Below are 13359 nucleotides of genomic sequence, written 5' to 3'. Positions count from 1 at the left end.
TCGCGATCGCGGTCAACTGCTTCCAGGGCGCCCCGATCTACACCACCGACGAGGTCCGCGACGCCCTCGACCTCGACGGCCACACCCCGGTCGTGTTCTGCGATGCCCGCGAACGCAATTCGGTGAAAACCGTCCTGATGACGTTGCTGGAGCACCTCATCGGCCGGGCCACCGTGCGCGCCCTGCCCTGAGCGCACCGGCTCCGGCGACGGCCGGAAGACGAACACCGCACGGCGGTGGTGTGACGGCGCGCACACGTCTCGCCGCGACGACCCCGGGAAGTTGGTGGTGGGAGCGAGATTCTCATTTTCTGAAAATTCCGTTCTTGAAACCTTATGATCGGTCTGCATCATGGGCCCGCCGCTGGCGGACCGTGTCGCCGCAGTACTGAGGAGAGCGCCATGTCGGCATCCTGCACGGGCCCCGCGGGGCCACGAGCGGCCGTCCACCACCCGGTGGACGAACGCCGGATGTCGGCAACCTGACCGCACCACTGCCCCGACACCTTCGAACACACCCGGCGTACCGCTCATCCCCCGGCAAGGAACGCACCTACGCCGCCCGTCCCGCTCGGCCGGGGTCGACCGCTGCCTTCGACCCTGTCCACGTCCTTTGCACGCCCGAACTCACTCCGAACAGATCTCATCGAAGTAGCTGAGGTGACACATCGTGTCTGAACAAACCAATATTCGACCCGCGGAAACCGCGGTAGCGCCGGAGGACCTGGGGCGGGTGGACTCGGCGAACTGGGGTCGCCTGGTCGCCATTCTCGTTGCGCTGGTGCTGTATTCGGAGGTCGCTCCGATGCAGCTGGGGATGGTGTCGATCATCGTCCCGAAACTCGCCGCCTCGTTCCCCGGCGCGGGAGCCGGGGTGACCTGGGCGGTCACCATCGTCGGCATCGCCGGCGGCGCCACCATGGCCCTGCTCGGCAAACTCGGCGACCTCATCGGCAAGAAACGCGTCACCCTGCTGTGCGGCCTGCTGTTCCTGATCGGCGCGCTGCTGTGCGTCCTCACCCACAGCTGGGCACTGTTCCTCGTCGGCCGCGCCCTCGGCGGCGCCTCCTGGGCGATGACCGCGGTCGAATACGGCCTGGTCCGTGACCTGTTGCCCCGCAAATGGATTCCCGTCGCCGTCGGTGTCGTCGGCACCGGCTTCGGTATCGGCGGCGTGCTCACCCCGATCATCTGCGGCGCCCTGACCGACCACTACAGCTGGCACTCGGTGTTCTGGTTCCTCATCATCTACGTCGCGGTGACCACCCCGCTGGTGATGATCGCGGTCCCGGAATCACCGCTGCGGGTCAAACAGAAACTCGACATCATCGGCGCGATCCTGTTCGGCGCCTCCATCGGCCTGATCCTGCTGTACGTCAGCGAAGGCTCCACCTGGGGCTGGGCCGCCTTCTCCTCGCTGGCCTACCTGCTCGTCGGCCTGATCCTGTTCGCCGCGTTCATCGCCTGGGAACTGCGGACCCCCGAACCGATGATCGAACTGTCCCTGCTGCGCTCCCGCGCCGTCGCGATCCCCATGGCCGTGGCGTTCCTGGTCACCCTGGCCATCAGCGCGATCAGCATCATGATCGCCTACATGTTCCAGACCCCCAAAGCCGCCGACCTGGAAGCACAGATCATCAACGCCGGCGCCGCCCAAGCCCACGTGCCACCGGCACTGGTGGCGAAATTCGTCACCTTCTCCGGCGACATCAGCTACGCCAACGGCTTCTCCACCCTGCAGATGGCCCTGCACATCACCGCCTGGACCGCCGCGTTCGGCATGCTCTTCGGTGTCTTCGGCGGCTGGCTGTGCCGCATCGTCGGCGCCCGCATCCTGCTCATCACCAGCGGCCTGAGCCTGCTACTGGCCTGCGCCCTGTGGATCCCCTGGCACAAGACCTGGCAGGAACAGGTCTTCATCGGCCTGCTCTACGGCATCTCCTTCGGCTTCTACTACGCCGCCAACCCCAACCTGCTGATCGACGCCGTCCCCGCCGACCGCCAGGGCATCAGCGCCGGCATGCTCGCGGTCTTCGGTTCCATCGGCACCTCAGTCGGCACCGCCATCTTCACCGCCATCGCCTCGGCTCACCCCTTCCGCACCATCGCCGACAACATGGGCAAAAAACAGGTGAACGACATCCCCAACGTCTACACCGACACCGCCTACCAATGGTCCTACGTCGCCGTCGGCGTCATCCCCGCCGCTCTCACCGTGGCCCTCGCCCTCGCCCTGCGCACCGGCCGCACCCCCTCCCGAGGCGGCGCCTCCGAAGCATCCCTGCTCACCGAGGAAACCGGCGCCGGCACCGCCGGCACCTACTGACCCACCCCCAGCCGGCCCGAGCCGGCCCCCGACCCGGCCGGCGGACGCACAGCGTCCGCCGGCCCTTTAGGATTCTCCCGTGACGCTCTCTCTCGGCGATCTGGCCGGCTACACCGATCGTGATCTCGACGCGGATCTGGCACGTTGGTTCTCCGATGCGGAGCGGGTCGAGGTGCCGGCCGAAACTCGTTCGGTGGAACCGTTTCTCGCGCGCCTGGCGCCGGACGACGCCGCCGCGCTGGCCGCGCTGGACCGGCGGGTGCGCTCGGGTGCGCTGCCGCTGTTCCTCGACGTGTTCGACTGGTCCTACGGGTTCGACTTCGCCGGAAACGATTGCCGCATACTGGATTCGGACTACGAGACCGAGCTCACCGACGACGACGTGTACTCGATCGGCGCCGACGGGGACGGAAACTACTTCTGTGTGTTGACCACTGGTGAGATCGCGGTCTGGTTCCACGAGGAGGAAGTGCTCGAGGGCGGCACCCGCTTCGACAATCTGGACGTCTTCCTGTGGTCCTATGTGCGCTACGGCGCGGTCCGGGCGGGCCGGCTCGCACTCGCGGAGGTGGAGGCCGACTTCCGCGCCCTCGGCCAGGACGGCGCCCTCGACGAGGGACTCGGCCTGTTGTCGAGGATGAAATAGCCCGAGGCCCCGTCCCGGTGAACCTGGGCCGGCGGCACTGGGTACATCGGCGTTTCCACGAGCGGATCGCCGCCGCCGACCGCGAGGCCGGCTTCTCCTGACCTAGGGACGGCCGGTCAGGACCGGGTATCCGGCCCGTGTTCGCGGTGGCGACCGGCTTCGGCGCGCAGCCGATCGTTGTCGGCGTGCAGATCGGTGTTGGCGCTGCGCAGGTCGGTGTTGTCGGCGTGCAGCCCACTGTTGGCATCCTCGAGGTCGAGGATGCGCGCGATGCCCGCGAGGTTGATCCCCTGCTCCTGTAGCGCGGTGATGCGCCGCAGCCGGGCCAGGTCGTCACCGGAGTAGCGCCGGGTACCCCCGTCGGAGCGTGACGGGGTCAGCAGTCCGTGGCGTTCCAGGGCGCGCAGCGACTGGACGCTCACTCCCGACAAGGCCGCGGCCACCGAGATCCCGTATACGCCCTGTGCCGGGTCCGGGACGGGTCCGCCGGACGCCGGGTATGTCGTCTCATTCATCGGTTTTCTACCATAGCGACTTGCACTCGTATGTTCCCAGTGTTATAAGGAAATCTATACCAGAAATGATAGATTATCGAAGGCAACGATCACCCCCATGCCCGCCACCGACCGCGTCGAGAAGCCGATGAACACGCCATCTCCCGAGCTCCCCGCGCAGATCTCCGCCCAGGAGGTCCGCGCCCGCACGCAGTCCGTCGCGGTGGGAGCGTTCACCTTCTGGTTCGCCACCCGCCGCTGGGAGTGGTCCGCCGGTGTCTATCGCATGCACGGGTACACCCCCGGGCAGGTGGAACCCACCACCGAGCTGATCCTGTCGCACAAACACCCGGACGACCGTGACCATGTCGCCGAGTTGATCACCCGATCGGTCGAGCACGGCGAACCGTTCTCCGGCCGGCACCGATTCCTCGACACCGGCGGCAAGGTGCACAGCGCACTGGTGGTGGCCGACCGCATCCTCGACGGCGGCGCCCCCACCGGCACCAGCGGCTATTACATCGACCTCACCGGCACCCTCGACGCGGCCGGGCACGCCGCCGTCTCCACCGCCCTGCCGGAGGTCATCGAGGGGCGCGCGGTCATCGAACAGGCGAAGGGCGTGCTGATGCAGATGTACGGCATCAACGCCGACCAGGCCTTCGACGTGCTCACCTGGCGATCGCAGGAGACGAACACCAAACTCCGCGCCATCGCCGCCCAACTGCTGGCCGACCTGTCCCTGATCCCGCGGCCCCGCCCGCAGGCGGTCACCGCCTTCGATCACATCCTGCTCACCACCCACGAGCGCATCCCGCCCGAGAACGGGTCCGCGAACCGGCTCCGGGACCGGTGATTCGCGCCGACTGGCCCGGATCGGGCAACGGCGATACCATCGGAGACGATGACGACTCATTCCGATGCACGATTGGGGGTCCCGTTCGCACAAGGTGAGTGCTGATGCACCCTTGGATCCCGAACGGGAACGAATCCCGAATTTCCTTCTGGCGGCGCGTGCGCGAGTTCGCCGTGCCGCCATCCATGATCGAGACCGCAACCGCCCGTCGCCGTGCCGGGGACTGGATCGGGGCCTGCGCCGCAGCGGGTTTCGACATCGACGTCGATCTGCCCGCTATCGCTCACGCGCACGGCCGCGAACTCGCCGCCCGGATCCGGGCCGACCTGCGCCACCTGGCGCCGGATCTGCTGCGCTGGCACATGCCCAGGATCGCCCCCGACGGATTGCTGCGGCCGGGCCTGACGGCGACGCTGGCCCGCTACGATCCCGGCGGAACCGGTTGCGGCAGAACGACACCGGTGCACCTTGTGGTTCGCACCGCCCCGGCCTGGGCGGACGCCGGCCAGCGGATCGCCCTCGCCGTCTGGGACGGATCGAGCCCCGGGACCGGCGCCGTCCGGCACCCGCACCCGCGCCCCGATCGGCGATTCCGGTTCGACCTGCACCGTCACCTGTGGGACGCCCGTCGCAGCAGTGAGCTCCGGAACCGCTCCGGCACAACGGACTTCGTCGACGACGGCACGCTTCCCGAACCGGGGGAGCGGGTTTTGCGGGGTTGCGCCGTCGGCCGATGGCCCGCCGAGGCGGCACTCCTGCTGCACGCCGAGGGCCGTCCCGCAGGCCCGGTGCTGATCCGGCTCGGCGCGCGCCGCCGCGTGATCGTCGAGCCGTCCGCGCCCGCGAACGACCCACCGGCCCTGCACATCACGGACGGATACCCACGCGGCCGGATCTCGGCGCTGCCGATCCTGCCCGACGCCGCGACCTGGGCGCTTCCCGATCTGCAACTCCTGCGGGCCGGCGCCACGACGGCCGACCGGCTCCATCCACTCGTCGCCGCGGCCCTCGTGCCGGACTTCTCGCTACCCCGAATGCGCTGCGACACAGGCGGAATCGAGCCCTTCCCGGTGGAATGCCGGGGACAGCGGCACCGCATCGGCCTGGTCGACGGCGAACTGACCGCGCTGGATCACAGCCCGGCCGAGATCCACCGTGAGGAACTGCTGTTCGCCCTGTCCGGCTCCCCGCTGCCGTGCCTGCGCGCGATCGACCTGGCCCACCGCCGGCCGGATTGCCTTGCCGGCGTTCGTGAACGGTTGACCTACGGCGACATCGCCGGCGCGCTGGCCGTTGTCGAGGGCCTGCTCGGCCCCGCCGCCCGGCTGCGCGACGGTGCGCTGCGGGACGAACTCGACGAAGCCGCGCGCCGACGAGAAGTCCACGGGCACTACCGATCCGATCCACCGGACGCCTGCCCACCCGGGCCGGACCGCCCCCGCGCACACCGCGCACACCCCCGGCACGCGACCGCGCGCTGACCGGGCGACCCGGCGCGCCACCACTCGATCCTCCTCGACCCCAAGGTGATTCCCAGATGACTGCCCCGTCCCGCCTCGACGCCGCCACCGAACTGCTGACCCTGCTCGGCGCCGCGACCACCGAGCCCCGTCCCGACATCCAACTGGCCGCCCTCACCGTGGCGGTGGCCGCGGACCTACCGGTTCTGCTGTGGGGCGAGCCGGGTATCGGCAAGACCGCCGCCCTGAACCAGCTCGCCGACAGCCTCGATCTCCCACTGACCACCGTGATCGCGAGCGTGCACGAACCGTCGGACTTCTCGGGCCTGCCCATCGTCGGCGCCGATCCCGCGACCGACGGCGTCCCGCTGGCGCCACCGGACTGGGCCGTCCGTCTCGTGCGGACCGGCCGGGGACTGCTGTTCCTGGACGAACTGTCCACCGCACCGCCCGCCGTGCAGGCCGCCCTGCTCCGCCTGGTCCTCGAACGGCGGATCGGGGCACTCCGGCTGCCGCCCGGCGTCCGCATCGTCGCCGCCGCCAACCCGCGCTCCTCGGCGGCCGACGGGTGGGAACTCGGCCCGCCGCTGGCCAACCGGTTCGTCCATCTGCTGTGGACCCACGACCCGGATGTCGTCGTCCGTGGTCTCGGCGGGGTCTGGCCCCGCGCCACGCTGCCCGTGCTGGATCGCGAAAAGTTCCCGGACGCGGTCGCTTTCGCGCGCCGCGCGGTGTGCCGGCTGCTCGCGGCCCGCCCCGCGCTCGTGCATCAGTTGCCCGGCAGCGAAGCCCGCCGCGGCGGCGCGTGGCCGTCGCCGCGCAGCTGGGAGATGACCCTGCGGCTCATCGCCTTCGCCACTGCCGCCGGCGCCGGCCGGGACGTGCTGTCGCTGCTGGTCCGCGGCACGGTCGGCGACGGCCCCGGATTCGAACTGCTCACCAGCATGGACCGCATGGACCTCCCCGACCCGGAACGGCTCCTCGCCGACCCGGCCGCCGCCGACCTCCCCGAACGCGGTGACCTACGCCAGGCCGTACTGGACGGCGTGGTCGCCGCGGTCCAGCGGCAACCGGAGCGGTCCCGGTGGGACGCGGCCTGGGCACTGCTGGTGAAAGCCGTGGAAACCGGCCCGCCGGACCTCGTGGTGGTTCCCGCGACCACGCTCGCCGCGCTGCGCCGGGACGACTGGGACGTGCCCGCCTCGATCGAGAAACTCGCCGGAACGGTCTCGATCTCCCGCACCGCGGACCGCGCCGCCCGCGCCGCCGCCCGGGTGGCGCCATGACCCTCGACATCGACAAACTCTGCGCCGCAAGGCTGCTCGCCGTCCGCGCCCGGCCGTACCTGGCGACCGCCCTGTACGCACTGCACCTCGTCGAGTCGAACCGGGTGCCCACCATGGGCGTCGACCGCCACTGGCGTTGTTATGTGTCACCGGCGTTCGTGACCGCCACGCCGGTCGAGGAACTGGCCTCGGTCCTCGTGCACGAGGTGTCGCATCTGCTGCGCGACCATCACGGCCGCAGCGACCGATTCGCCCACGCGCACAACCTGTCCGGTCCCGCGGAACGCCTGCGCATGAACATCGCCGCCGACGCCGAGATCAACGACGACGCCTTCGGCGCCGGTCTGGTCCCGCCCGCGGGCGCGGTCACCCCCGGGACCCTCGGACTACCCCCCGGTGAGCTGATGGAGGACTACCTGCGCCAATTCCGCCTCGGCCGCCACACCGAGGCCCTGGCGTGGCTCGACTGCGGAAGCGGCGCGGACGGCGCGGACCGCGACTGGGAACTGGGCCCCGACGGCGCCGACGGACTCACGGAACAGGACTGTGACGCGGTGAGATTCCGTGTCGCACAAGGCATCAACGGCCGGCCCGGCAACGCCTCACAGAGCTGGCGCCGCTGGGCCGAGGAGGCGCTGCATCCGCCACAGCCCTGGCGCGACCTGCTGCGCGCGGCCGTCCGCGCGGCCGCCTCCGCCCCCGGCGTCGGCGACGACTACACCTACGCCCGCCCGGCCCGCCGATCCGCCGGTCTGCCCGGCGTCGTACTGCCCAGCCTCCGTCACACACCACCGAAAGTGTCCGTGGTGATAGACACTTCGGGTTCGGTCAGCGACGCCGAACTCGGCAGCGCCCTGCTCGAGACGATCGCCGTCTCCCGCGCCGTGGGTGGCCGCCGCGACCTGATCACCGTGCTGTCCTGCGACGCCGCCGCCCGGATCGCGGACCCGCTGTGCCGGGCCGGCGGCATTCCCCTCACCGGCGGCGGCGGGACCGACCTCCGCGCCGGTTTCGCGAAAGCGCTACGCGCACAACCCCGCCCGGACGTCATCGTGGTACTGACCGACGGCTACACCCCCTGGCCGGAGACCCGCCCGCCCAGCCGCGCGATCGTGGGCCTGTTCCGCCGGGACGACTCGTGGAGCGAATCCGACCCGTATCACGTTCCGCCCCAACCCCCCACCTGGGCCCGGGTCGTCCGGATCGGCTGACGACGGCTCACGTCCGGCTGCGGCTGTGCGGCGTCACCGCTGCGGACTGCTCGAGGCCGAGGCGCGGAACGATTCGGTCGAGCCACCGGGGAAGCCACCAGTTGAGCCGGCCGAGGAGTTGCATGATCGAGGGGACCAGGATCATGCGAACGAGTGTCGCGTCCACCAGAATTGCCACGGCGAGGCCCAGCCCGAACACATTGAGAGTGCGCAGCGGGTCACCGATGACGAAGGACCCGAAGACGCACACCATGATGGCGGCGGCCGCGGTGATGATCCGCCCGGTGGCGGCGATGCCGTGGGCCACCGCCGCGCTGTTGTCGCGCCGCCGGTGCCATTCCTCCTGGATGCGGGACAGCAGGAAGACCTCGTAGTCCATGGACAATCCGAAGGTGATGGTGAACATCATCAGCGGAATCCACGGATCGATCGGCCCGGTGCGGCCGACCCCGGAGACCGGCGACAGCCAGCCCCATTGGTAGACCGCGACGATGGCGCCGTAGGCGGCGCCGATCGACAGCAGATTCATCGCCGCGGCCTTCAGCGGTATGGCGACGGACCGGAACACGGCCATGAGCAGGACGAACGACACCAGGATCACCAGGCCGACGACCCAGGGCAGGCGCCGGGCCAGGTGTGCGGATTCATCGATTCCCGCCGCGGTCTGGCCGCCGACGAGGATTCGCACCTCGGATCCGGCCGTGGCCTGGGGGACGACGGTGTCGCGCAGGCGCTCGACCAGCGCCGCGGTCGCCGCCGCCTGTGGGGCGTCGCTCGGATAGACGGTCAGGACCGCGGCGTCACCGGCGTCGTTGTAGGTCGGGGCCGTCACCCCGGCGACCCCGGGAACATCGGCCAGTCGTCGCCCGAATTCGGCGAGTATCGCGTGATCGGTTGCCGCACCGGGCAGTTCGGCGGCCACGACCAGCGGGCCGTTGAAACCGGGGCCGAAGGCGTCCGATGTCAGATCGTAGGCCCGGCGGGTGGTCAGACGGGCCGGATCGTTGCCGGAGTCGCTGAAGGCCAGCCGCATGGAGAACAGCGGCACGGCGAGGACCACCAGGGCGAGCAGCGCCGCCGACCCGAACACCAGCGGACGGCGTTGTATCGTCCGGCTCCACCGCCACCACACACCGCGCTGGTTCTCGGATGCGGTGGACCGCGGCATGCCCGGCAGCCGCAGCCGGTCGACGGCGCGCCCCGCGAAGCCGAGTATCGCCGGCAGCAGCGTGGAGGTCGCGGCCAGCACGGCCAGTACCGCCAGGATCGTGCCGGCCGCCAGCCCTTCGAGGAATTGCTGGCCGACCAGGAACAGGCCGCACAGGGAGATCAGCACGGTGGTTCCGGCGAACAGGACAGCACGACCGGCAGTCGACATCGCGTGCGCGACAGCGTCGCGCGGCTCTCGGCCTTCGCCGAGCGCTTGCCGATATCTGGTCACGATGAACAGCGCGTAGTCGATCCCGACCCCGAGTCCGATCATCGCCATCAGCGCCGGTGCGAAGCCGGGTGCGACCAGCACATGGCTGAGCAGCGCCACCACGCCGTACCCGGCCCCCACGCCGACGAGCGCGGTGAGGATCGGCAGGCCCATGGCGACGACCGACCCGAACGCGACCAGCATGATGACGATGGCGGCCCCGATACCGATGCCCTCGCTCGGGCCCGGGGCGGGTTTCACCGCCACGCTGATCGGCTGGCCGCCCAGCTCGATGTCACCACGCTCGGCAGCGGCCGAATCATATCGAGCGCGTTGTCGATTCGACCGCCGCTGCCGTCGAGTGAACCGGACGCGTGGAACACCACCCGCGCGGTGTCGCCGAGCTGGGTCGGAAACCGTTGTCGCAGTAGCTCGCGGGCCTGCTGGGACTGGCCCGCGCCCCCGAAGTCGTCCTCGAAACGCGATCCCAGTGTGCTCGCGAGCCCGATCACCGCGATCAGGCCGATGATCCAGCCCAGCAACACGATTCGGCGATGGTCGTAGCACCATGCCCCCAGTCGGCCGAGCCGGTGCGCACGTTCCGGACCCGAGCCGGTCGGCTCGGTCGTCCTGGTAGCCTCAACGGAATTCATAGTGTCTGATTTAATCAGATAATTCATAGTGTGTGAATAACCGAAGGGAGATCCCGTGACCGGACGCGGACGCAGACCCGGCGATCAGGGCACGCGCGAGGCGATCCTCGAAGCGGCCCGGGCCGTCTTCCTCGAGCAGGGCTTCACCAAGGGCGCGGTCACCGCCGTCGCGCGGCGGGCCGAGGTGGATGCCGCGCTCGTGTATCACTACTTCGGGACCAAGCTCGACCTGTTCGTCGAGAGCATGGCCGACCTGCTGTACACCCAGGAACGCCGGGCCGCCGCCGTGGCCGAGGGACGGGTCCGGACCGGGGCCGACATCGTGGCGGACTTCCTCGGCAAGTGGGAACAGGGCTCGGAGCAGCCCGGCCAGGCCTTCGTCGCACTGGCCCAGGCGGCTTCGGCGTCACCCGAGGCGGCCGCTCGCGTCAACGAGTTGGTCACCCAGCGCATCTGGCAGCCCGAAGGATCCACGGAACCGATCAGCGGTGCGGCCGCTCGCCGCGCCGCGATGGTCGGCGCCCAACTCGTCGGCATCGCCTGGGCGCGTTACGTTCTCGGGCTCGGACCGGTCGCGACCGCCCCGGCCGACGAGATCGCCTCCTGGTTCGGTCCGATCATCGACACCATCCGGACCGCCGGGTCCGACGCGAACTGACAGGAGATCCTCCGATGACCACACTCTCGCCGCGGCACCGGATCCGCAACCGGATCGTCATCCTCCTCCACCGGCTGGGCCTGCCGTCCGGCCCGATGTACCTGCTGACCGTTCCCGGCCGCGCCACCGGTCGTCCCCGGACCACGCCGGTGGCCCCGGTACTCGTCGACGGAACTCGGTACCTCGTTCAGGCGTACCCGAATGCCGACTGGGTGAAGAACGTTCGCGCGGCCGGTCACGGCATCCTGACCCGCGGCCGTCACGCCCAGCCCGTGAATCTGGTGGAACTCCCCGAACCGGAACGGGCTCCGATCCTGCGCGCATTCCCGGCCCAGAACCCCAGGGGCGCAGGAGCATTCGTCCGTAACGGCCTGGTCGAATCCGAGTCTCCGGAAGATTTCGCGGCCGCGGCCGCACGCTGCCCGTTGTTCCGCGTCACCCCGCGATGACCGGATCGGGCTCCCTCGTGCGGCCGCACCGAGGTTCCGACGTGGTGAGGTCGTTGTACACGACCGTCGCTCCCATGGCGGTCAGGGATTCCGGATATTGCACGGTCATCGTCTTCGTCACCGGCGAGTCGCCGTTGACCAGCTGAATGCTCCCGCCGCCCGCGCCCGCGACATGCGGTCCGCGGCAGGGGATCCGGATCCCGGCGGAGCGTCCGGGACCACCCGCGCGGACGGCACCCACCGGACCACCGTCGGATGCCGTCCGGTCCACTACTCCTCCGGCGACCGGCTCCGTGCACGGGCGATCAGCCGCGGCGCAGATCCAGCGCCAACTGGAAATCGAAGCGATCGCGCCACTGGGACAGGTCGCGCCCGGTGAGCTCCTCGACCCGGCGGATCCGGTAGCGCAGGGTGTTGACGTGCATGTGTCGTTGCGTGGCCACGGCGTGCCAGGAGCCGGAGGCAGCCAGATAGGCGGCCAGGGTGTCGAGCAGATCGGTGCGACAGCGTGCGTCGTAGTCCAGGATCGGACCCAGCACCCGCTGACAATAGGAGCGGCGCAGGCTGTCCGGGGTTCCGGCCAGCAGCATGCCGAAGGTGTCGACCTCGTCGATGCCGATCAGCGCCGGGCCGTCCGGGCGGCGTTCCGCCACCAGAAGCGCGTGGCCGGCCTGATCCCAGGATCGGCGCAGCCCGCGAGCGCCGATGTCCGAAGCGCCGGCCCCGACGCGGATATCACCGCCGCCCACCGCCGGGCCGAACGAGTCCAGCAGTTCACGAAGTTCGTCCGGGGTCGGCGCCGCTCGATCCGGCAGGGGCAGCACGGCCACCGCGCTGCTGTCCGGTCCCGTCCCGATCGTGGCGGTGACGCCGTCCGGGGTCAGATGCGCGCTCATCTCCTCGAGGATCTGCCGGGCGAGTTCGCCGGGTGCGGCCGCGCCCGCGATGCGGGCCCGGAGCAGCAGGTGTGGTGCGCCGAGATCCAGGCCCGCGCCGGGAGCGCCGGCGACCAGCCGGGCGGGATCCGTATCGTCGCGATCCAGGAGAGCGGCCAGCCGCGCGAGCTGGTCCCGGCGCTGCCGGGCGCTCTCGTCCCGCCGGGCCAGTCCGGCGGCGAGGAATTCCGCCACCTCCTCGACCGTCTCGCGTTCGGTGGGGGACCAATCGCGCAGATCGGCCGCACACGCCAGCACCTGAGCCGGGGCCTGTGGCGCCGAGTCGGCGGCCAGAGCCAGCAGCGTGATCGGGCCCTCGGCGGTGTCCCGGCAGATCGGCAGCCTCGGCGCGGCCGCCGCGTGCCGGGCGGCCGTCCGCCGCACCTCGGCGGAACGGGGGCAGTCGCCGGAGAGGACACGGCCGGTCAGCGACATGGTCCAGCTCGCCACGCCGAGTTCGGTGCGGAGCAGGTCGGTGGCCGCGCTCAGCCCGTCACCCCGGGTGAAGCCGTGCAACAGCCGACGGTGCCGGCCGACCATCCGCTCGAGCTCGCCGGCGCGCTCCTCGTGCAGACGCCCGATCACCGTCTCGGCGATCTCCCCGAAGGAGAGTTCGTCGGGCACCTGGAACAGCGGTATCTCGTATTGCGCGCACGCCCGGACGAGATCGTGCGGCATCGCGCCGAGCATGGCCGTCCCGGCCATCAACGCGACCGCCCCGCCGTCGGCCAGCATGCGGACGAAGTAATCGGAATCCTCCGGGCGCCGCCGCCAGGTGGTGCTGGTGAGTACCACCTCGCCGCCGGACAGGTAGCGCCGCGGTGCGAGCAGGTCGGTGGTGTACACCCAGCGGATGCGCCGGTCCAGGTGACGCGATCCGGTGAGCAACCGGAGCACCTCCAGCCCCGGCGTCGTCGATACCTCCGAGAGCTGCATGGACACCATCATGCGATGTGTCCGGCGGCC

12 protein-coding genes and 1 pseudogene are annotated in these 13359 nt (G+C 70.4%); 9 read left to right on the top strand and 4 right to left on the bottom strand.

Annotated elements, in window-relative coordinates; all coding sequences use genetic code 11:
* From NRB56_RS38540 to NRB56_RS34785, 3 genes and pseudogenes are all read left to right on the top strand, one after another.
* A pseudogene (locus NRB56_RS38540) lies at positions 1 to 191 on the top strand (ATP-binding protein); the annotation flags it as partial.
* Between the two features lie 478 nt (positions 192 to 669).
* A complete protein-coding gene (locus NRB56_RS34790; RefSeq protein ID WP_153348602.1) occupies positions 670 to 2325 on the top strand; it encodes an MFS transporter in 1656 nt (551 codons plus the stop codon).
* Positions 2326 to 2404: 79 nt separating this feature from the next.
* Positions 2405 to 2971 carry a hypothetical protein gene (locus tag NRB56_RS34785; RefSeq protein WP_319943966.1) on the top strand — a complete coding sequence of 189 codons (567 nt, stop codon included), beginning with the start codon at positions 2405 to 2407 and terminating at the stop codon, positions 2969 to 2971.
* A gap of 116 nt (positions 2972 to 3087) precedes the next feature.
* Here NRB56_RS34785 and NRB56_RS34780 read toward each other — a convergent pair whose 3' ends face one another.
* A complete protein-coding gene (locus NRB56_RS34780) occupies positions 3088 to 3486 on the bottom strand; it encodes a MerR family transcriptional regulator (protein ID WP_153348601.1) in 399 nt (132 codons plus the stop codon).
* 127 nt (positions 3487 to 3613) lie between these two features.
* Here NRB56_RS34780 and NRB56_RS34775 point away from each other — a divergent pair, with 127 nt between their 5' ends.
* The 4 genes from NRB56_RS34775 to NRB56_RS34760 all read left to right on the top strand — a co-directional run bounded on the left by NRB56_RS34775 (position 3614) and on the right by NRB56_RS34760 (position 8278).
* Positions 3614 to 4321, top strand: a complete 708-nt coding sequence (locus tag NRB56_RS34775; protein WP_153348626.1) for a PAS and ANTAR domain-containing protein — start codon at positions 3614 to 3616, stop codon at positions 4319 to 4321.
* Positions 4322 to 4506: 185 nt separating this feature from the next.
* On the top strand, positions 4507 to 5802 hold the full coding sequence (locus tag NRB56_RS34770) for a hypothetical protein (RefSeq protein WP_227838577.1): 1296 nt from the start codon (positions 4507 to 4509) through the stop codon (positions 5800 to 5802).
* 56 nt (positions 5803 to 5858) lie between these two features.
* Positions 5859 to 7067 carry an AAA family ATPase gene (locus NRB56_RS34765; RefSeq protein ID WP_153348599.1) on the top strand — a complete coding sequence of 403 codons (1209 nt, stop codon included), beginning with the start codon at positions 5859 to 5861 and terminating at the stop codon, positions 7065 to 7067.
* The gene (locus NRB56_RS34760; RefSeq protein ID WP_153348598.1) at positions 7064 to 8278 is read left to right on the top strand and encodes a vWA domain-containing protein; all 1215 of its coding nucleotides are present in this window, start codon (positions 7064 to 7066) and stop codon (positions 8276 to 8278) included. Before NRB56_RS34765 ends, NRB56_RS34760 begins: the two co-directional genes overlap by 4 nt.
* 7 nt (positions 8279 to 8285) lie before the next feature.
* On the opposite strand, the gene NRB56_RS34755 is transcribed toward NRB56_RS34760, so the two are convergent.
* The gene (locus NRB56_RS34755) at positions 8286 to 9959 is read right to left on the bottom strand and encodes an MMPL family transporter (protein WP_194291102.1); all 1674 of its coding nucleotides are present in this window, start codon (positions 9957 to 9959) and stop codon (positions 8286 to 8288) included.
* Positions 9956 to 10351, bottom strand: a complete 396-nt coding sequence (locus NRB56_RS38535; protein WP_194291101.1) for a hypothetical protein — start codon at positions 10349 to 10351, stop codon at positions 9956 to 9958. The genes NRB56_RS34755 and NRB56_RS38535 overlap by 4 nt, the downstream gene beginning before the upstream one ends.
* Positions 10352 to 10406: 55 nt before the next feature.
* Here NRB56_RS38535 and NRB56_RS34750 point away from each other — a divergent pair, with 55 nt between their 5' ends.
* Both NRB56_RS34750 and NRB56_RS34745 read left to right on the top strand, forming a co-directional pair.
* Positions 10407 to 11009 (top strand): TetR/AcrR family transcriptional regulator, encoded by a 603-nt coding sequence (locus tag NRB56_RS34750; protein WP_153348596.1) that lies wholly within the window; start codon positions 10407 to 10409, stop codon positions 11007 to 11009.
* A 14-nt stretch (positions 11010 to 11023) separates the two neighbouring features.
* Positions 11024 to 11458 carry a nitroreductase family deazaflavin-dependent oxidoreductase gene (locus NRB56_RS34745; RefSeq protein WP_153348595.1) on the top strand — a complete coding sequence of 145 codons (435 nt, stop codon included), beginning with the start codon at positions 11024 to 11026 and terminating at the stop codon, positions 11456 to 11458.
* A 305-nt stretch (positions 11459 to 11763) separates the two neighbouring features.
* Here the strand turns inward: NRB56_RS34745 and NRB56_RS34740 are convergent, their stop codons facing one another.
* Entirely contained in the window at positions 11764 to 13329 is a 1566-nt protein-coding gene (locus NRB56_RS34740; RefSeq protein WP_194291100.1) for a PucR family transcriptional regulator, read from the bottom strand.
* Positions 13330 to 13359: the final 30 nt, after the last annotated feature.

The organism is Nocardia aurantia (genome assembly GCF_009604425.1).
In the GTDB taxonomy this organism is placed as follows: Bacteria; Actinomycetota; Actinomycetes; order Mycobacteriales; family Mycobacteriaceae; genus Nocardia; species Nocardia aurantia.
Note: the sequence above shows the minus strand (reverse complement) of the source record. Positions and strands in the feature narration are given on the sequence as shown.

Excerpts from the sequence above, each read along its gene's own strand:
- NRB56_RS34780 (WP_153348601.1), bottom strand. The coding sequence starts at position 3,486 with ATGAATGAGACGACATACCCGGCGTCCGGCGGACCCGTCCCGGACCCG.
- NRB56_RS34775 (WP_153348626.1), top strand. The coding sequence starts at position 3,614 with ATGAACACGCCATCTCCCGAGCTCCCCGCGCAGATCTCCGCCCAGGAG.
- NRB56_RS34770 (WP_227838577.1), top strand. The coding sequence starts at position 4,507 with ATGATCGAGACCGCAACCGCCCGTCGCCGTGCCGGGGACTGGATCGGG.
- NRB56_RS34765 (WP_153348599.1), top strand. The coding sequence starts at position 5,859 with ATGACTGCCCCGTCCCGCCTCGACGCCGCCACCGAACTGCTGACCCTG.
- NRB56_RS34760 (WP_153348598.1), top strand. The coding sequence starts at position 7,064 with ATGACCCTCGACATCGACAAACTCTGCGCCGCAAGGCTGCTCGCCGTC.
- NRB56_RS38535 (WP_194291101.1), bottom strand. The coding sequence starts at position 10,351 with ATGAATTCCGTTGAGGCTACCAGGACGACCGAGCCGACCGGCTCGGGT.
- NRB56_RS34745 (WP_153348595.1), top strand. The coding sequence starts at position 11,024 with ATGACCACACTCTCGCCGCGGCACCGGATCCGCAACCGGATCGTCATC.
- NRB56_RS34740 (WP_194291100.1), bottom strand. The coding sequence starts at position 13,329 with ATGCAGCTCTCGGAGGTATCGACGACGCCGGGGCTGGAGGTGCTCCGG.